Source organism: Micromonospora sp. NPDC053740, from assembly GCF_040677775.1.
GTDB classification, from domain to species: Bacteria; Actinomycetota; Actinomycetes; order Mycobacteriales; family Micromonosporaceae; genus Micromonospora; species Micromonospora alfalfae.
Window position 1 is genome coordinate 38,438 of record NZ_JBFASO010000009.1, and the last position, 19,843, is coordinate 58,280.

Consider the following 19,843-nt stretch of genomic DNA (forward strand, 5'->3'; position numbering starts at 1 on the left):
GCTGACCGAGCCCGTTCCCGGGATCACTTCTTGTGTTGTTCTGTTGGCCGTGAGTAGATGTTCATCACGACGCGGGGTCGGCGCTACCGCGGCGTTTCCCCGCGCGACTAAGACACCGCGGGCCGTTCGGACGGGGTGAGGTGGATAGATGGTCAGCGTTGGCTCGGTCTCGGAACTGACTCGGAACATGAGGCGGTGTCCGGAGGAAGTCACGGCGGAGTCACAACCCGACGCGGTGACGGTGGTCCTGGCCGACGCTCAGCCGGTGGTGCGCAGGGGCCTGCACGCCCTGCTGTCGCCGTCGGCTGAGGTCGCCGTGACAGGTGAGGCGGCGTCCGCGCGGGAGGCGTTGGCGCTGGCCACCGCCACACGTCCCGACGTGCTCGTTCTCGATGTCGAGCTGCCGGGGTTCCAGGCGGGGGTGACGATCCAGGAGATCAACCGGGTGTCGCCCTCGACAGCGGTGCTGGTCTTCACCGCGGTCGAGGACGAACACGCGATCCTCGCGGCCATGTGGGCGGGCGCCCGGGGCTACGTGCTCAAGAGCTGCCCGGGCGACGGCATCGTCCGGGCGATCCGGGGCCTCGCGACGGGTGAGGTCATCCTCGGCCCCCGGGTGGCCGACAAGCTCATCGGGCAACTGAGCCTGGAGCCCCGCAATCAGCAGCTCTTCCCGGAGCTGACAGTCCGCGAGCGGGAGGTGCTGGAATTGATTGCCTCGGGTATGCGCAACGTGGCGATCGCCGCGAAGCTGAATCTGTCCCCGAAAACGGTCAGCAATCATATTTCCATCATCTTCAGCAAATTGAACGTTTCTGACCGGTACGAGGCGATCGAGGTCGCCCGCCGGGCGCGGTTGGGGCGCCCCGGCCCGCCCGGCTCCCATTCACCAGTGGTGCCTGGTGGCAGCGTTCTGCTGACCGGCAGGCGTGGTGTCGCGGCGCCGGGCGCGGCCGCGTACGCCGGCGCGCGGTCGGTGCGGGGGTGAGCGGGATGAGCCTGGACCTGGACGCGATCGCCAACCGACTGGAGCCACGGTTCGGCCGGGCCGCGCACCGCTGGGTGAGCACGCTGCGCCAGCGGCTCGACGACCTCGTCGAGCAGTGGGAGTTAACTCTCGGTGACCGGCTCAAGTCCGGCAACTCCTCAGTCGTGTTCCGGTGCGTGGGCCCGCTCGGCGACGCGGTGCTCAAGCTGTCCCCGGACAGCTACGCCGTGCGGGAGGAGGTGGACATGCTGCGCCAGTTCGCCTCCAGCGGACGGGTGCCGGCGGTGCGGGAGTCGGCCAAGGGCGCCGTCCTGCTCGAAGCGATCCACCCCGGCACCCTCGTGGAGAAGATGCCGCAGCCGCCCTCACCGCAGGAGTACGCCGCCTTCCTCACCGATCTGCACGGCGCGGGCGACCCGGCTGCCGCTCCCCGTCAACTGGCGGACTGGATCGACGTGCTGTTCAACTCGGCGACGCGCCGGGGCGCCGACCTGAGCGGGTCCAAGCGGCTGCGCGACGACCTGTTCGCGGTGCCCACCGACACCGTGCTGCTGCACGGGGACCTGCACCTCGGCAACGTGCTCAACGGCGGAGGCAGGGGCCTGGTGGCGATCGACCCGATGGCGTGCGCCGGTGACCCCTGCTTCGACGCCGTGGACTACGTGCTGGAGGGTCTGGACCGCGCGGAGATGGTGCGCCGCCGCGACGAACTGGCGAGCGCCGCCGGCATCGACGTGGGCCGGCTCGACGCCTGGTGCCGGGTGACGGCCCCGATCGGCGCCACGTACGTCAGCAATCCCGTGCACTCCGCCGAGCTGGCGGCCTTCGGGCGCGGCGAGTACTGACCGGTCGAGCACCGCCCCGGTCCGACGGCAACCCGCGTCGGGCCGGGGCCGCGCCATGCCGGGGACCCGCGTCGACGTGTCGCCGACGCGACCGGGAGCTTTTCCTGGTGGGGCAGGAGAACGTGCTCTGCCGCGCGGGACGTGCCGGGGCGCACGATCGGTGCATGGTTCGTACCGGTCGTGCTTCGTTCGCCCAGGAACGCCTCTATTTCCTCGATCAGCTCCAGCCCGGAAACCCGGCGTACGTGGTGGCCTTCGCGGTGCACCTGCGCGGTGCGCTGCGACCCGAGGCCCTCTGCACGGCCCTGACCCGGGTGGTCGCCCGGCACGACGCGCTGCGCACCACGTTCGCGGTGGTCGACGGTGTCCTCAACCAGCGGGTGTCGTCGACGCCCGCTGTGGACGTCGACATCACCGCCGACGGGTGGGTCGATCGCGCCACCCAGGAGGCCCACCTGCGGACGCTCGTCGCCGAGCAGGCCCGGCAGCCCTTCGACCTCGCCGACGGCCCGGTGGTACGGGCCTTCCTGCGCTCCTGGGGCCCGGACGAGCACGGCCTCGCGGTGCTCGTGCACCACATCGCCTGCGACGGGTGGTCGGTGGGTCTGCTCCTGCGCGACCTGGCCGCCGAGTACGACGCCACTGTCGACGGGTCGGTGGCCGCCTACGACGAGCCGGCCGAGTCCTACCTGGCGTACGCCGAGCGGCAGCACGAGACGTGGCGGCGGGACAGCTCGGGCCTCGACTTCTGGCGTGCGGCGCTGGTCGACGTGCCACAACTGGCGCTGCCCACCGACTTCCCCCGCCCGAGCGTGCTCGGCTCGACCGGCGCGGTGCTGCGCCGCCCGGTCGAGCCGGAACTGGTGCGGAGGCTGGGGGAGTGGGGGCGGGCGCGGGGCGTGACGCTGTTCGCGGTGACGCTCGCCGCGTACGCCTCGGTGCTGTCCCGGTACGCGCGCCAGGACGAGGTGGTCGTCGGCGTTCCGGTGGCGAACCGGATGGACGACGCCGAGGAGCGCCTGGTCGGCTGTCTGGTCAACACGCTGCCGATCCGGCTCGACGTGTCCGGCCGGCCGAGCTTCACCGAGCTGGTGGGCCGGGCACGACGGACCAGCATGGCGGCCTTCGCCAACCAGGACGTGCCGTTCGAGCAGATCGTGCGGGCCACCGTGGGGGAGCGACAGCTCAGCCACGCGCCACTGTTCCAGACCTCGCTGACGGTGCAGAACTTCCCGTTCGCGTTCCCCGAGTTCGCCGGGGTACGGCTGACCGAGGTCGACGTCGAGATCGACGTCACCAAGTTCGACCTGGGCCTGACCCTCGACGTCTCCACCGACGTGCCGTTCCTGCGCGCCGAGTACAGCACCGAGCTGTTCACGGCGGAGACCGTCGGCACGCTGCTCACGCACTACCTGACGTTCCTGCGGTCGATCGTCGACGAGGAGCAGCGGGAGCCGTCCATGGTGGACGAGGCCGAGCGGGCGCAGCTCACCGAGGGGGTGAACCCGCCGCTCGCGTCGGCGCCGGTCACGCACCCGTCGGTGCTGCGTCGCTTCGCCGACCACGCGGCGGCGACCCCGGACGCGGTGGCCGTACGCCACCGGGACGTCGAGATCACCTACGCCGAGCTGGACCGGTGGGCCGGGCGGATCGCGGCGGGCCTGGCCGACCGCGGTGTCCGCCCCGGTGTCCGGGTGGGGCTGCTGCTCGGCCGTTCACCGGCGGTCGTCGCGGCGATCCTGGGCGTGTGGAAGCTCGGCGGCGTCTACGTGCCGCTGGACCCGGAGTACCCGCGCCAGCGCCTCGAACTGATCGCCGCGAACGCCGGGATGGCGGTGCTCGTGGTGGACCCGGAGACCGCAGAGGCGGCCGCGGCGCTCACCCGCGACAGCGGGACCCCTCTGGCCGACGCGGACACCCTCGACGGAATCTCCGTGCTCGAGGAGACCTTTCCCGGGCCGGACGACCCGGCGTACGTCATCTACACCTCCGGCTCGACCGGCGTACCGAAGGGGGTCCTGGTCGGGCACGGCGGCCTGGACGCGCTGAACAGCCCGACCCCGGCGGGCCTGGACGTCACGGCCGCCGACGTGTGGCTGGCGGCCAGCTCGTTCTCGTTCGACGCGTCGGTGTGGGAGATGTGGGGCGCGCTGACCACCGGCGCCCGGCTGGTCATCGCCGACCGGGTCGACCTGGTGGACCGGGAACGGCTGGCCCGGCTGGTGCGCCGCGAGGCCGTCACCGTGCTGTTCCAGACCCCGGGCGCGCTCTACCGGTTGCTGCCGCCGTACCTGCGGGCGCTCGAGGAGGACGAGACCTCCCGCATCCGCTACGTCGTCCTCGGCGGTGAGGCGCTGAGCTGGTCGCGGCTGGCGTCGCTGATCGCGGACGCGCCGGGTCTGCAAACGGTGTTCGTCAACATGTACGGCATCACCGAGGGCACCATCCACGTCACGATCTTCCAGGCGTCGGCCGCCGACGTGCCCCGGGTCCCCGAGGGTGCCATCGGCGTGCCGTTACCGTCGGCGCGCTGCTACGTCCTCGACGAGGACCTGCGGCCGACCGGCCTCAACGTGCCCGGCGAGCTGTACTGCGGCGGCGCGCTCGTTGCGCACGGCTACCTGGACAACCCGGAGCTGACCGAGGCGCGGTTCCCGCCCGACCCGTACGGCGGCGGGGTCATGTACCGCACCGGCGACGTGGTGAAGTGGGGTCTCGACGGGAGCATGGTGTATCTCGGCCGCAACGACACGCAGGTGCAGTTGCGCGGCTACCGCGTCGAGCTGGCCGAGGTGGAGGGCGCCCTGCTCACCCACCCCGCGGTGCGGTCGTGCGCCGTGGCCGCCGAGGACGACGAACTCGTCGCGTTCGTGGTCCACGGGATCGGCCCGGACGCCGAGCACGACCTGCGGGCGCGCCTGCGCGAGACACTGCCGGCGTACATGGTGCCGTCGCGGATCCTGACCGTGGCGACCATCCCGCTCACCGCGCACGGCAAGGTGGACCTTCCCCGCCTGCTGGCCGACAGCCGCGCGGCACGGACGGCCACCGCGCCGTCGCCGCTACCGGCCGCAGCGGTCGGCACCGGGTTGGAGGAACGGATCCGGGCCTGCTGGGTCGAGGTGCTGCGGCGGCCCGACGTCGGGCTGCACGACAACTTCTTCGACCTGGGCGGCCACAGTTTCGCGCTGATCGCGCTCCAGCAGCGGATGTCCGAGGAGGGTCTGGACGTCTCGGTGACCGACCTCTTCCGCTGCGGCACGATCGCCGGCTGCGCGGCGGCGCTCCAGCACACCGCGCCCGTCGTCGCGGCCCCCAACGCGGCGCAGCGCCGCCAGGGCCGCGCCCTGCTGGCCGACCGGCGGCGCAGCGTGGGAGCCGGCCGTGGCTGAGCTGGACGACAACGCCGCGGTGGCGGTGGTCGGCATGGCCATCCGGGTCCCCGGCGCCGAACGCGACCTGGACCGGTTCTGGCGACACGTCCACGACGGCGTCGACGCCGTCAGCGTCTTCACGCCCGAGCAGCTCGTCGGTTGGGGCGTACCCAAGGATCTGGTGGAACGGTCGGGCTTCGTGCCGGCCCGCGCGGTGCTCACCGACGCGGACCGCTTCGACCACCGGCTGTTCAGCTACTCACCGTCGGACAGCGCCCTGATGGACCCCCAGCAGCGGATTCTGCTGGAGTGCGCCTGGGCGGCCCTGGAGCACGCCGGCCACCCGCCGGTCGCCGCCGACGGCAACCGGGTCGGGGTGTACGTCGGCACCGGACTCAACGTCTACCTGCTGGACAACGTGTGGCCCAACGAGCGCGCGGTCGAGGCGGCCGGTGGCCTGGGCGTGATCATCGGCAGCGACAAGGACTTCGCCGCCACCCGGATCGCCTACAAGCTGAACCTCCAGGGGCCGGCGCTGACAGTGCAGACCGCCTGCTCGACGTCGCTCGTCGCGGTGCACCAGGCGACGCAGGCGCTGCTCACCTACGACGCCGACGTGGCGCTGGCCGGCGCGGCCACCGTCGCCCCGCCGACCCGGCGCGGACACCTGCACGAGCCCGGCGGCATCTTCTCCGCCGACGGTCGCTGCCGCGCCTTCGACGCCGCCGCCGACGGGACGGTACCGGGCGACGGAGCGGGCGTGGTGGTGCTCAAGCGCCTCACCGACGCGCTGCGTGACGGCGACACGGTGCACGCGGTGATCCGTGGCTCCGCGGTCAACAACGACGGCGCCCGCAAGGCCGGCTTCACCACGCCCGGTCCGACCGGTCAGGCCGCCGTCATCGCGGCGGCGTTGGAGGTGGCCGACGTCGACCCGGACACCGTGGGCCTGGTCGAGACGCACGGCACCGGCACCGCGCTCGGCGATCCGATCGAGGTGGCGGCGCTGCGGCAGGTGTTCGACTCCGCCCGGCCCGACCGGGCGCCCTGCGCGCTGGGCGCCGTCAAGTCGGTCGTCGGACACCTGGACACCGCCGCCGGGGTGGTCGGCATGATCAAGACGGTCCTGGCCCTGACGCACCGGACGATTCCTCCGATCGCCCACCTCCGTACGCCCAACCCGGCGATCCAACTGGACGGCTCGGTGTTCGAGCTGCCGACGACCGCCCGACCCTGGGCGCCTGTCGACGGCGTACGCCGCGCCGGGGTGAGCGCCTTCGGCATCGGCGGCACCAACGCCCACGTAGTGCTGGAGGAGGCCCCGCCAATCGCGGCCCGACCTCGCCGGCACGTCCCGCAGCTCGTCCTGGTCTCTGCGAAGACCGCCGCGGTGGCGCAGGAGAGCCTGGACCGGGTGACCGCGTTCGCGGCGGGAACCGCCCCCGGGGACCTGGCCGACCTCGCGTACACACTGCGGACCGGCCGCGCCGAGCTGCCCTGGCGGGCCGCCGTCCTGACCGGCGTGACCGACGGGGTCGCCCGGCTGCGAAAGGTCGACGCGACGGCTCGGGCGCGCGGGGTGGCGCTGCACCTCACCGGGGCCGGTGCGGTGACCGGCAACCGACCCAACTACGACGCCGACCCGGTGTACCGGCGGACCGTCGACGAGGGCGTCGCGCTGCTGCGTGGCCACGACCTGGACGATTCGGTCCGGGAACGCGGCGACCGGCTGCTGGCCTGCGTCGGCCTGACCCGGTCGCTGCGCAGCCGGGGCGTCACCCCGCGCGCCCTGGCCGGCGACGGCGTCGGCGCGCTGGCCGCCGCCGTCGTGGCCGGGGTGATGTCGCTCGCGGACGCGCTGGCGCTGCTGCGCCACACCGACGACCCCGGGGTACGCCTGCACCCCGCCGCTCTGCCCCTGCTCATCGACGGGCGCCCCGACGACAGCGCCTTCTGGCGGGCCGCCGCCCTTCGTCCCCCGACGTCGACGCCGCCCCCCGACGTGCCCGACCCGGTGCTCTGGATCGAGGTCGGCACCACCGTCACCCCGCACCTGGACGCCGACCAGCCGGCACTTCCCGCCAACCGGCACGCCCGCCTGCTGGCGACCGTCGGCGCGCTGTGGCAGCTGGGTCTCACCGACGACTGGGACCCCGTGCACGACACCGGCCGCCGCCGGCTGCCCGCCCCCACCTACCCCTTCGCGGCCACCCGGCACTACCTGGACGCACCCGGAGCCAACCCGACCACAGAGAGGCGACACTGATGCGCGACGTACACGACCGGACCTGGGTGGCCGAGTTCGAGGAGCTGTGGATGGAGGTGCTCGGCGTCGACACCGTCGACGACGACGACGACTTCTTCGACCTCGGCGGCCATTCGCTCAGCGCGCTGCGGCTGAGCACCCTGATCCGCCAGGAACTCAACCTCGCGGTGATGTTCGGCCACGTGCTGGAGAACCCCCGCTTCGCCGACCTGCGCAAGGTCGCGAGCGAGGTGCCGCTGGAGCGGACCCCGGCGGAGACCGCCTGATGCTCGCCCCCGACCTCGCCGCCTGGGCGCCGCTCGCCGCACGGGTGCTCGGCGGCACCCCCGAACAGGTGAGCGCGGTGGCCGCCACCGAGTCGTTCGTCGCCCTGGGCGGCACCTCGCTCCAGGCCATCGCCCTCGTCGCGCTGGGCCAACGCGAGCTGCGGGCGGACGTGGACAGCGCCCGCCTGCTGTCGGCGCTGCCACTGGCCCAGGCCCTCGCCGGCGCCGTGGACTTCGTCGACACCGCGCCACCCGTCGTCGCGCGGCGGCCGGCAGAGCGGGAGCTGCTGCCGGGTCAGCGGTCCATGCTGGCCGCGCACCTGCTGGACCAGGACGCGCCGTACCACCTGATGTTCACGGTGGAGGCGGACGGGCCCCTCGACCCGGCCCGGGTCCGGTGGGCGCTGCGCGAGCTGGCCACCCGACACGAGGCGCTGCGAACACGCTTCGTGCGCGACCCCCGCCAGGCCCGGATCGTGCTGCCCGCGCCCTACGAGCCGCGCCTGCTGCACCAGACGCTGCCCGACGACGACGCGGTACGCGCCGTGCACGACCTGTACGGCCCGGCCGCCGCGCGTCTGCTGCGCCCCTTCGCGCAGCCACCCGTGGTGTTCGTCCTGACCCGAACCGGCCGGCGCGACCTGCTCACCATGCTGGTGCACCACACGGTCAGCGACGGCTGGAGCGTCGGACTGTTCGCGCGGGAGTTCGCCGAGTTCTACGCCGGGGACGGCCCGGCCGAGGCGGCCCCGTCGCCGGACTGGGTCGGCACCCGGCTCGCCGCGCAGGAGTCGTCCGGCGCGCTGGAGTCCGCCCTGACCCGGGTCGCCGCGCGGCTGGACGGGGCACCGTGGACGGTGACGCTCCCCACCGACCTGCCGCCGGTCGCCGAGGCCGACGGGCGGGGCGCCCGACTGCGCTTCCACCTGGACGAGACGGCGGCGGAGGCGACGACCGGGTTGGCCCGGGAGTGCGGGGTGACCGTCACGTCGGTGGCCCTGGCAGCCTGGGCGTTGACAGTGTCCCGCCGCGCCGGTCTGGACGATCTGGTGCTCGGGGTGCCGGCGGCGGGCCGGTTCGAGGCGGGCATGGATCGCCTGGTGGGCCTCTGCACCCGGGTCGTCCCGGTCCGCTGCGCGGCGACCGACGACAGCACCGTCCGGGAGTTCGTCCGCGGGATCGCCGACGCCCTGGCCGCGGCGGTCGCCGACGCCGACGTGCCGTTCGAGACTGTCGTCTCCGCGCTGGGCGCCGGCACCGACCCGGGACGGAACCCCCTGGCCCAGCTCGGCTTCGCCGCCCACCACGAGCTGGTGCCCGACGAGCTGGTGGTGGGCGACCGTACCTGGCGGGTGCACGAGAGCCACTGCGGCGGCGCGGTGTTCGACGCCCTGCTCTACCTCCAGTCGTGGTCGGATCGTCCCCGGTTCGCGCTGGAATACGCGACAGCCCTGCTGACCGCCGCCGACGCCGGGGAACTGGTCGAGTCGTTCCAGGCGGCGGTGCGGGAGTTGACCGCCGACCCGGACGCGAGGGTGCGGGACGTCACCACGCTCTCGGCGGGTCAGCGCGCCCGGTTGCGCGAGCTGGGCTCGGGCGGGACGTACGACACCGCCGACGACGTGTGGCACCGGTTCGCGGCGTACGCGGAGTCGGCGGGCGAGCGGTCCGCGCTCGTCGACGCGCACACCGGGCTGACGCTCACCTACCGGGACCTGCACGACGCCGCGGTCGAGCAGTCCCGTCTCCTGCAGGGCCACGGGGTGCGTGCCGGCGACGCGGTTCTCCTGGAGGTGCCCCGCTCGGCCGCCGAGGCGGTTGCGGTGCTGGGCGTGCTGCGACTCGGCGCGCACTACGTGGCCGTGGACCAGCACGCAACCGCCGAGTGGCGTACCCATCTGGCGGCGACCGTCGCGGCGCGGGCCCGCCTCGGTGTGGGCGAGCCCTGGCCGGGAGTCGTCGACTGCCCGCTCGTCGATCCGCGGACGCCCGTCGGGGCAGACCCGGTCGAGGCGGCGCCGACCGACCCGGCGCGCACCGCGTACGTCTCCTTCACATCCGGTTCGACGGGCGTGCCCAAGGGCGTCGTCGTGCCGCACCGGGCGGTGCTGCGACTGGCCGACGACCCGGGGATGTTCGCCGAGCGGCCGGGTATGCGGATGCTGCGGCTGTCCCCGCTGGCGTTCGACGCGTCCACCCTGGAGCTGCTGGTGCCCCTGGCCACCGGCGACACGGTGGTGGTCTTCCCGCCGGAGGACCCGACGCCACGCGGGCTGGCCGACGTCCTGAGCTCCGCCGGGGTCACCCACGCCTGGCTCACCTCGGGCGTGTTCCACCTGGTCGCCGACCACCGTCCGGACGCGTTCGCCGGGTTGCGGCAGCTGTTCACCGGCGGGGGAGTGGTGTCACCGCCGCACGTGCGCCAGGTGTTGCGGGCCTGCCGGGGCCTGCGCCTGACCAACGGGTACGGCCCCACCGAGAACACCACCTTCACCACCACGTACTCCGTCGAGCACGCCGACGCGACGCCCGACCCGCTGCCGATCGGTGCTCCGGTGCACGGCACCGACCTGTCCGTCGTCGACGCGTCGGGTCGTCTCGTCCCACCGGGCGCCGTCGGCGAACTGCTGGCCGGCGGCACCGGTCTGGCCGACGGGTACCTGGGCGACCCGACGAGGACGGAAGCCTCCTTCGTGCGCCACGACGGGGAACGCCGTTACCGCACCGGGGACCTGGTGCGCTGGGGCACCGACGGCCAACTGCGCTTCCTGGGCCGCAACGACCGCCAGGTGAAGATCGCCGGACACCGGGTGGAGCCGGTCGACGTCGAGCGCCGGTTGCGGGCGCAGCCGGGCGTCCGCGACGCCGTGGTCTTCCCCACCGGTGACCCGGCGAGCGGGGTACGCCTCTGCGCGGCGCTCAAACCCGACCCGGACGGCGTCGACGTGGCCGCCGTGCGTCGCGCGGTGGAGCCCGACCTCGCCCCGTACGCCCGGCCGCAGCAGTGGGTGACGGTGGCGGAGTTCCCGCTGGACCGCAACGGCAAGGTCGACCTACGGGCGCTGGGAGCGCTGGCCCAACCGGCCGCGCCGCCGGAGACCTCGGCCGCGCCGGCCCGGGTTCCCGCCCAGCGCTCGGCGTCGCTGGCCGAGTTCGAGGAGCTGGTGACGGGCGTCTGGGTGGAGGCGCTGGGCACCGACGACTTCGACGTCGACGAGGCGTTCTTCGACGTCGGCGGTGAGTCGCTGCGCCTGGCGATCGTGCGCCGGCTGCTCCAGGAGCGGCTGGCCGGCCGGACCATCCCGCTCACCGACCTCTACCGCTTCCCGACCGTCCAGACCCTGGCCCGGCATCTGCACGCACAGACCGAGAGAGCAGGCGCACCCTCATGAACGACGACATCGCGATCGTCGGCCTGGCCGGTCGGTTCCCCGGCGCCGTCGACGTCTGGGAGTACTGGTCGAACCTGGTCGCCGGGAAGACCACTGTCAGTGCGCTGACCCGAGGTGAACTCCTGGCCGCCGGGGTGCCCGCCGACCGGCTCGACGACCCGGCGTACGTGCCGGCGCGCGGCGTCCTGGCCGACCCGGACCTGTTCGACGCGGCCTTCTTCGGCATCACTCCGAGGGAGGCGCAGACGATGGACCCGCAGCACCGGCTGCTGATGCAGACGGCGTGGGCCGCGCTGGAGTCGGCGGGGCTCGCCACCGAGCGGCCGTTTGGTCGGGTCGGCGTCTTCGCCGGGGCCGGGTTCAACTACTACGCGCTGCACCACGTGTTCGCCCAGCCCGACGTCGTCGAGTCGCAGGGGCTGCTGTCGGTCGTGCTGGGCAACGAGAAGGACCACCTGGCCGCGAAGATCGCGTACCGGCTGGACCTGGGCGGACCCGCCATCACCGTGCAGACCGCCTGCTCGACGTCGCTGGTGGCGGTGCACCTGGCCTGCCAGAGCCTGCGCGGCGGCGACTCGGACGTGGCGCTCGCCGGTGGCGCCTGCGTGGCCGTGCCGCAGCAGGCCGGATACCTCTACGAGACGAAGGGCATCATGTCGCCGGACGGCACGTGCCGGCCCTTCGACGCCGCGGCCGACGGCACCGTGCCCGGCAACGGGGTCGCCCTGGTGGTGCTCAAACGCGTCGCGGACGCCCGCCGGGACGGGGACACCGTGTACGCGGTGATCAAGGGGTCGGCGGTGAACAACGACGGTGGGATGAAGGTCGGCTACACCGCGCCGGGCATCGCCGGGCAGGTCGACGTGCTGACCCGCGCGTACGCCTCCGCCGCCGTCGACCCGGCGACAGTGGGCTACCTCGAGGCGCACGGCACCGCGACCGAGGTCGGCGACGCCATCGAGCTGGCCGCGCTGACCGAGGTGTTCCGTCGCGGCGAGCGACAGTGCTCGATCGGCTCGGTCAAGGCCAATGTCGGGCACCTCGACGCCGCCGCCGGTGTCGCCGGTCTCATCAAGGCAGCGCTGGCCCTGCACTTCCGGCAGATCCCGCCGCTTGCCGGCCTGAAGCAGGCCCGGCCCGAGCTGCTGGACGGGTCGACGCCGTTCACTGTGGACACCGTCGCCCGCCCCTGGGAGGCCGCCGGTGGTCCGCGCCGCGCGGCGGTCAGCGCCTTCGGTCTGGGTGGCACCAACGCGCACGTGGTGCTGGAGGAGGCCGACGGCCCGATCCCGCCGGAGCCATCGGCCGCCGACGGCCCCGCCGAGCTGATCGTGCTGTCCGCGCGGACCCCGGAGGCGGTCCGCGAGGCCGCCGATCAGGTGCACGAGTACGTCCGGCAGCGCCCCGACCTGTCCCTGCGGGACGTCGCGGTGACGGCGCAGACGTACCGCCGGCACTTCCCGCACCGGTTGGCGGTGGCCGCGCGGGACGTCCCGGCGGCGCTCGCCGGGCTGCGCCGGGCGCGGGTGCGCGCGGCGGCCCGCCGACCCCGGGTGGTGTTCCTGTTCCCCGGGCAGGGCGCCGAGTTTCCCGCCATGGCGCGGGGCCTCTACGACCACTACCCGTCGGTGCGGGCCGACCTCGACCACGGGGCGGAGCTGCTGGCCCCGGTCCTCGGGCTGGACCTGCGGGACGTTCTCGTCGACGACGACCCGCACGGTGTCGTACACCGTACGGACGTCACCCAGCCGGCCCTGGCGCTGTACGAGGTGGCGCTCGGCCGGCTGCTGCTGTCGTGGGGCGTCCGTCCGGCGGCGATGATCGGCCACTCGGTTGGTGAGTTCCCGGCCGCCGCGCTCGCCGGTGAGCTGGCCGACGACGACATGCTGCGTCTGGTCGCCAGCCGGGGCCGGCTCATGCAGGACGCCCCGGAGGGTCACCTGCTGGTCGTGCTGGCCGGGCCGCGCACCGTGGAGGAACACCTCGCGGGCCTGGACGCCCTCGACATCGCCGCCCGCAACGCGCCGGAGGTCACCGTCGTGGCCGGACCGCCGGCCCCGCTCGCCGCGTTCCGCGAACGCCTGGACGCGGCCGGCGTGCCCTGTCGGGCGCTGCCCGCGCAGCGCGCCTTCCACACCCGGATGATGACCGACGCGGCCCGGCTGCTCGGCGTCGAGGCCGACCGGGTGCCCCACCGACCCCGGACCATCCCGGTGGTCAGCAGCGTCGACGGCGCGCTGCTCGACGCCGGCCGGGCGCGTGCCGAGGGCTACTGGGCGGCACAGTTGCGCAGCCCGGTGCGCTACCACGACGCCCTGCTGACCGCGCTGGAGCTACCCGACCCCGTGCTCGTCGAGGTCGGTCCCGGCACCGCGCTGACCAGCATGGCCCGGCAGACACCGCAGGGACGGGGGGTGCCCGGGTTCGCCATACAGCCGCGACCGACGACGCGGGCCGACGCCGCCGACGTCCTCGCCGGGCTAGGTGGACTGTGGACGGCCGGGGTGACGGTGGACTGGCCGGCGGTGCGCGGCGACACCCCGGCGCGACGGGTGGCGCTGCCCACGTACCCGTTCGCCCGTACCCGCCACTGGCTGGAGGCGACACCGCCACCGGCCCCGGACACCGCCGAACCGTCGCCGCCTCCCGCGGCTACCGGGGAGAGCACGGTGGTGGGCGAGATCGTGGAGCTGTGGGGCCGGTTGCTCGGCTCGCCCGACATCGGGCCGGACACCGACTTCTTCACCGTCGGCGGTGAGTCCCTGCTGTTCATCCGCATGGTCAACCAGGTGCAGCGCCGCTTCGCCGTCCGCATCCCGATGGAGAAACTGTCCGCGCGACCCACGCCGCGCGTCCTGGCCGAGCTGGTGACCGCATGACCGACCCCACCGACCTGGCACACGCGGCAGCGGTGGCGGCCGTGCTCGCCCACCGCCTCTCCGGCGCGACGTCGGTAACGGTGCGCGGCCCGCACGGCGACCACACGCTGCGCGTGCACCCGGACACCACACCGACAGAGGTACGCGCGCAGACGCGGACACCGTCACCCGAGCTGTGCCCGGTGGACGTGGCGCTGGTGACACCCGGCCCACCGGGCGGGGCGGCGGGAACGGTGGGCCCGGTGCCGGTCTGGCTCGCCGGCGACCACTGTCATCCCACCCATCTCCAGGAACGACTGGACACCCTGAGCGGATGGCTCACCGCCCATCCCGACCGCCCGGTGCGCGAGGCGGTGCTCGTCGGTCCCCGGGAGCGGGCCACGCTGCTCGGCTTCAACCCCGCGCCGACCCCGGCCCCCCGGACACCCGTGCACGAGGCGATCTGCCGGCAGGCGGAGCGCACCCCGGACGCCGTCGCGCTGCGCGGCGGGGGACGCGACCGCAGCTACCGGGACCTGCTCGACGAGGCAGCGGCGCTGGCCGGGCGACTGCGCGCCGAGGGCGTGGGCCCCGGCTCGGTCGTCGCCCTGTGCACCGAGCGGAGCCCGGAGATGGTCGTCGCGGTGCTCGGTGTCCTGCTGGCCGGAGCGGCGTACCTGCCACTGGACCCGTCCCACCCGAGGGTCCGGCTGGACCTGATGCTCACCACCGCCGACGCCGCGCTGGCGCTCGCCGACGACGAGGGACGGGCAGCGCTCGGCACCGGCGTAGCCCCGGCCGTTCCGGTGCGACCACTGGCCGGCGCCGACCTGCCCGCCCTGCCCGTCGACTGGCGTGGCTACCGCGCGCCGGAGGAGGTGGTGGACGGGCTGTCGTACGTGATCTTCACCTCCGGGTCGACCGGGGCGCCGAAGGGTGTGCAGATGACCCATCTGTCGCTGGCGAACCGGCTGGCGTGGATGCAGGAGGAGTACCGCATCGGGCCCGGCGACGTGGTGCTGCAGAAGACGCCGTACACCTTCGACGTGTCGGTGTGGGAACTGCTCTGGGCCTTCCTGGCCGGCGCGACGCTGGTCACGGCCGAAGCCCAGGCGCACCGCGACCCGCAGGAGATGGCCGCCGTCATCGCGCGCGAGGCGGTGACCACAGTGCACTTCGTGCCGTCGATGCTCGCCCTGTTCGTCGAGGAGCCCGGGGTCGCCGCGTGCGCAGCCCTGCGCCGGGTGATCTGTAGCGGGGAGGCCCTGCCGCCGAAGCTCGTCAACAAGCTCACCGCCACCCTGCCGACGGTGCGGGTGGACAACCTGTACGGCCCCACCGAGGCCGCCATCGACGTCACCGCCTGGCCGTGCCGCCGACCCGAACCGGACCCCACCGTCCCGATCGGCAGGCCGATCACCAACGTCACGGCATACGTGCTGGACGACGACGGTGCGCTGGCCCCGCTGGGCGTACCCGGGGAACTGGTGGTCGGCGGCGACTGCCTGGCCCGGGGGTACGCCGGACGGCCCGACCTGACCGCCGAACGGTTCGGCACCGTGCACGTCGCCGGGCGTCCCCAGCGGGTGTACCGCACCGGCGACCTGGCCTGGTGGTCACCACAGGGGTACCTGAACTACGGCGGGCGCATCGACACGCAGGTGAAGATCCGTGGGCAGCGGGTGGAACTCGGCGAGATCGAGTCGGTGCTGAACAGTCACCCGCTCGTCGCGAACAGCGTGGTGCTGCTCCGCGACGACCTGGGTGCGGCCCCGACCCTGGTGGCGTACGTGGTGACCGAGCGGCACGCCGACGCGGGCGACGTGAGCGAGGCGGCGCTGCGGGCGTTCCTGGCCGAGCAGCTTCCCGACCACATGGTGCCGCTGCGCCACGTGGTGCTGCCCGAGTTGCCCGCCACCGCCAACGGCAAGGTCGACCGCAGGGCTCTGCCCGCCCCGCCGGCCCGGGTCCGCCGGCCGGTACGGGTCGGGTCACCCTCGGCGTAGGGCGTCGGGAGCGGAGGAGTCCGCAACGGGTCCGAGGGATTTGGCGACGCGCTGCTCCACGGCCTGTGCGACCTGGACCGCGGGTCCGGTTTTGGATCGTGGCCGGCGTGTGCGTGGCCGTCGGCCTGGGCATGTTGTACTCGGATTTTCTGGCGGTCGTTGGATAAGAGCCACGCGACAAGACTTGTCGCGCGCCAGTACGTCTGCTGACGTTCGAGTGGTGCTGCCCGGTGCTGCCGAGTCTGTCCCCCGTGCGAGCTACCTGCGAATGTCCACCGTGCGGTGACTACTTTGGGCGGGCAAATCCATAGCGTTTGGGGTACCCCGCGACGCTCCCGCCGCGGCATCTCAAAGGAGTCATCGTGCGTCTGGTATGGCAGCTCTTGGCGGTTGCGGCGGTCTGGATCCTCGGCAATCTGGGCACGGCGGCGGTGAAGGACACCCCCTGGCTGGCGCTCGTCGCCGGCCTGCTGACGGCCGTCGTCGGGGTCCTGGTCTACGGCTGGGTGGTGCGGCGAACCGAGCACCGGGTCCCCCTCGAGGTGTCGCTGAAGGGAGCAGGTGCCGGGATCAGCTGGGGCACGCTGCTCGGCATTGCGCTGTTCGGGGCAGTCATCGCGAACATCGCCTTCTTCGGTGACTACACGATCAACGGCCTGGGCTCGCCGGCGAGCGCCGTCAGCCTGCTCGGGATCATGGCGGGTGCTGCTGTGGCCGAGGAACTGGTCTTCCGCGGTGTCCTGTTCCGCAACATCGAGCGCTGGACCGGAACCTGGATCGCGCTCGCGCTGACCGGCTCGCTGTTCGGCCTGATCCACCTGGCCAACGCGAACGCGACCCTGTTGGGCGCCGTCGCTATCGCCATCGAGGCAGGCGGGATGCTGACCGCCGCGTACATCGCCACCCGCAAGCTGTGGGTGCCGATCGGTCTGCACTTCGGCTGGAACATCGCCGCGAGCGCCATCTTCAGCACCGAGGTGTCCGGCAGCAACACCGCGCAGGGCCTGCTGGACGCGACGATCTCGGGTCCCGCGCTGGTCACGGGCGGCGACTTCGGACCGGAGGCCAGTGTCTACGCGGTGGTGTTCGGCGTGCTGGCCACCGGCGTGTTCATGTGGCTCGCCTACCGGCGTGGTCACGTGGTCCCCGTCCGTCGCTCGGCCCGAGCGGACGTGGCCGCTAGGCTCTCCCGGTGATCGATCTCGGGCGGGTCCTGGACCGGTGGCGGCAGCTCGATGTCACGGTCCGGGACCTGCCGCTCGCGTTGCTGCCGGCGGTCGCATCGTTCGTGCCGGCGTTGCACGGGGTGGGGACGGAGGTCGGCGCGCTGCCGACCCGTCCCTTCGACGCGCTGGCCGTCGTGGCGATCGTCGTCCAGTGCTTCCCGCTCGCCGTTCGCCGGCGGTGGCCGGCCGCCTGCCTCGTCCTGGTGTTCCTCGGCTTCACCCTCGATCAGCTCCGGGGTTACCACACGCTCGCGGGCGCCGGGCTCGCTATCGCGCTGCTGAGCGCGGGTGCCCACCTGGAACGCCGTCGCCGTACGGTCACGATCCTCCTCTCGGGTGCCTATGTGGTGCTGGCGCTCGCGATCGACCTGGTCGGCGGGACCGAGCGGGCGGACGGGTACCTGACGTTCTACCTGGCGCTGGTCCTCGTGTGGGCCGTCGGCTCCTGGCTGCGCTCCACCCGGGTCGCCGAGACCGAACGGCGCCTCCGGGTCGCCGAGGAGGCCCGCACCGCGGAACGCATGCGGATCGCCCGCGAGCTGCACGACGTCGTGACGCACCACGTGACGGCGATGGTCGTGCAGACAGAGGCCGCCAGGTACCTGACAGACGCCCCCGATCGTCTCGACGAGACACTGAATGCGGTCACCGACACGGGCCGGCGGGCGATCGGCGACCTCCGAAACCTCCTGGACCTGCTCGACCCGGGCCACGACGGCGCGGCCCAGGCACCGTTCCTCCGGGACCTGCACACGCTCGTCGAGCAGACCCGTCAGGCCGGGCAGCCGGTAGAGCTCACCGAGGAGGGCACGCAGTCGAAATCCGCCGGGAGCGCCGAGCTGGTCGCCCACCGGGTGGTGCAGGAGTCCCTGACCAACGCCCTCAAGCACGCCCACGGCAGCCCGACGGCGGTCGGCGTGCGCTACGACGAACGGGAGATCACCGTGCAGATCAGCACTGCCGGGACCGGATCTGAGCAGGCCCCCGTCGGCGCCCGCCCGCGGTCTCCCGGCGGGAGCGGTCGAGGGCTCGTCGGGCTGCGGGGAAGGGTGGAAGCCCTGGGTGGCGAGTTCAGCGCGGACCGCGGGGCCGACGGCGGATTCGTCGTCCTGGCGCGCATCCCCACCGGGAGCCGGTCGTGAGTGCGCCGATCCGGGTCCTGGTGTGCGACGACCAGGCGCTGATCCGCACCGGGTTCGCGACGATCATCGACGCCCAGCCCGACCTCGAGGTGGTCGGCGAGTGCGAGGACGGGCGGGCCGCCGTCGACCTCGCTGGGCGACTGAACCCGGACGTCGTGGTGATGGACGTCCGGATGCCGGTGCTCGACGGTATCGAGGCGACCCGCCTGCTGGCCGGCGCCGGGGTGGCGCGTCCCGTCAAGGTGCTCGTGGTGACCACGTTCAACCTGGACGAGTACGTCTACGAGGCGCTGCGCGCCGGGGCGAGCGGGTTCCTGCTCAAGGACGCCCCGGCGGCGCAGCTGCTGAACGGCATCCGCACTGTCGCCTCCGGGGCGGCGCTGCTGGCGCCCGAGGTGACCAGGCAGCTCGTCGGCAGGTACGCGACGCGGATCCGGCCCACCGAGGGTGCCCCCGGCGACACGGCGCTGACCCGGCGCGAGCTGGAGGTGCTGCGTCTGATCGCCGACGGCCTGTCGAACGGCGAGATCGCCGCGGCCCTGGTGATCAGCCAGGAGACGGTCAAGACGTACGTGTCGCGCCTCCTGGCCAAGCTCGGCCTGCGCGACCGCGTGCAGGCGGTGGTCTACGCCTACCGCAACGGGCTGGTGACCTGAGGGTTTCGCACGGCGACGCCCGTGTACAGGCTGTGCACGGGCGTCGCCGTCAGCGTCAGCGACACGCGGTCGTCACTCCGCCCCGAGCGCTGCCACGGGTGAGGTGCGGGCCGCGGCCCGCCAGCTTGCGGTTATCGCGTTGCGGTGGCCAGTGCCGCGCGGATGGCGTCCGCGCCGGCTGGCCGGCCCTTCTCGCTCGAGGCCGGCCCGTACGGGATTCCCCACACAGGCGTGCCCGTCGCCTGCCGCCAGCTGTCGGCCAGTGGTCCCGCGTCCACCACGCCGTACCCGATGGAGGCGATGAATTCGGTCACCGCTGCCTTCGCGGGTGCGGAGTCGCCGGCGATCGGCAGGTATGAGCGGTCGGCCGCCCCCGCCGGGCGGGCGAGTGAGAGCAGGTGCTTGAAATAGATGGTGTTGAACGCCTTCACGAGCTCGGCGTCCGGGGCGTACCGCAGCAGCAGCTCGCTGGAGGTGAGCGACGTGCCGTCGAGCTCGGGGATGTGCCCGTCACGATCGGGGCCGTAGTTGCAGGTGTCGATGACCGTCTTCCCCGCCAGCGGCGCGGCGGGGACGTCGGGGAAAGCCGTAACCGGCACCGTGACCACGACGATGCCACCGGCCGCCGCGGCTTCTTCGCGCGTCGCCGCGGAGGCCCGCGGCCCCAGTTCCGCCACCGTGTTCGCGAGCGTCTCGGGACCGCGTGAGTTGCTGAGCACGACCTGGTGGCCGGCCGCGACGGCGAGCCGCGCGATGGTGCTGCCGATGGATCCGCTTCCGATGAATCCCACGGTTGTCATGTTCTCGATGTCCTGCCAGTAGGG

12 protein-coding genes are annotated in these 19,843 nt (G+C 73.3%); 11 read left to right on the forward strand and 1 reads right to left on the reverse strand.

The genetic code is table 11. From position 1 onward, the window contains the following. Positions 1-235: 235 nt before the first annotated feature. The 11 genes from AB0K35_RS22990 (at position 236) to AB0K35_RS23040 (ending at position 19,019) form a co-directional block, all read left to right on the forward strand. Entirely contained in the window at positions 236-988 is a 753-nt protein-coding gene (locus AB0K35_RS22990) for a response regulator transcription factor (RefSeq protein WP_363887418.1), read from the forward strand. A gap of 5 nt (positions 989-993) precedes the next feature. Continuing rightward, positions 994-1,833, forward strand: a complete 840-nt coding sequence (locus AB0K35_RS22995) for an aminoglycoside phosphotransferase family protein (RefSeq protein WP_363887420.1) — start codon at positions 994-996, stop codon at positions 1,831-1,833. Positions 1,834-1,997: 164 nt separating this feature from the next. Beyond that, positions 1,998-5,225 carry an amino acid adenylation domain-containing protein gene (locus AB0K35_RS23000; protein WP_363887422.1) on the forward strand — a complete coding sequence of 1,076 codons (3,228 nt, stop codon included), beginning with the start codon at positions 1,998-2,000 and terminating at the stop codon, positions 5,223-5,225. Further along, the gene (locus tag AB0K35_RS23005; protein ID WP_363887425.1) at positions 5,218-7,473 is read left to right on the forward strand and encodes a beta-ketoacyl synthase N-terminal-like domain-containing protein; all 2,256 of its coding nucleotides are present in this window, start codon (positions 5,218-5,220) and stop codon (positions 7,471-7,473) included. Before AB0K35_RS23000 ends, AB0K35_RS23005 begins: the two co-directional genes overlap by 8 nt. After that, a complete protein-coding gene (locus AB0K35_RS23010) occupies positions 7,473-7,739 on the forward strand; it encodes a phosphopantetheine-binding protein (protein WP_238668638.1) in 267 nt (88 codons plus the stop codon). Before AB0K35_RS23005 ends, AB0K35_RS23010 begins: the two co-directional genes overlap by 1 nt. Beyond that, positions 7,739-11,131, forward strand: a complete 3,393-nt coding sequence (locus AB0K35_RS23015) for an amino acid adenylation domain-containing protein (RefSeq protein ID WP_363887428.1) — start codon at positions 7,739-7,741, stop codon at positions 11,129-11,131. The genes AB0K35_RS23010 and AB0K35_RS23015 overlap by 1 nt, the downstream gene beginning before the upstream one ends. Beyond that, on the forward strand, positions 11,128-14,010 hold the full coding sequence (locus tag AB0K35_RS23020) for a type I polyketide synthase (RefSeq protein ID WP_363887431.1): 2,883 nt from the start codon (positions 11,128-11,130) through the stop codon (positions 14,008-14,010). The genes AB0K35_RS23015 and AB0K35_RS23020 overlap by 4 nt, the downstream gene beginning before the upstream one ends. Continuing rightward, positions 14,007-15,995 carry an amino acid adenylation domain-containing protein gene (locus AB0K35_RS23025; protein WP_363887433.1) on the forward strand — a complete coding sequence of 663 codons (1,989 nt, stop codon included), beginning with the start codon at positions 14,007-14,009 and terminating at the stop codon, positions 15,993-15,995. Before AB0K35_RS23020 ends, AB0K35_RS23025 begins: the two co-directional genes overlap by 4 nt. A gap of 362 nt (positions 15,996-16,357) precedes the next feature. Beyond that, positions 16,358-17,191, forward strand: coding sequence for a type II CAAX endopeptidase family protein (locus tag AB0K35_RS23030; protein ID WP_363887436.1), 834 nt, complete (start codon positions 16,358-16,360; stop codon positions 17,189-17,191). Next, the gene (locus AB0K35_RS23035) at positions 17,188-18,363 is read left to right on the forward strand and encodes a histidine kinase (RefSeq protein WP_363887438.1); all 1,176 of its coding nucleotides are present in this window, start codon (positions 17,188-17,190) and stop codon (positions 18,361-18,363) included. The genes AB0K35_RS23030 and AB0K35_RS23035 overlap by 4 nt, the downstream gene beginning before the upstream one ends. Next, positions 18,360-19,019 (forward strand): response regulator transcription factor, encoded by a 660-nt coding sequence (locus AB0K35_RS23040; protein ID WP_238668632.1) that lies wholly within the window; start codon positions 18,360-18,362, stop codon positions 19,017-19,019. The genes AB0K35_RS23035 and AB0K35_RS23040 overlap by 4 nt, the downstream gene beginning before the upstream one ends. A 131-nt stretch (positions 19,020-19,150) precedes the next feature. Here AB0K35_RS23040 and AB0K35_RS23045 read toward each other — a convergent pair whose 3' ends face one another. Then, entirely contained in the window at positions 19,151-19,819 is a 669-nt protein-coding gene (locus tag AB0K35_RS23045) for an NAD(P)-binding domain-containing protein (protein WP_363887441.1), read from the reverse strand. Between the last annotated feature and the right edge of the window lie 24 nt (positions 19,820-19,843).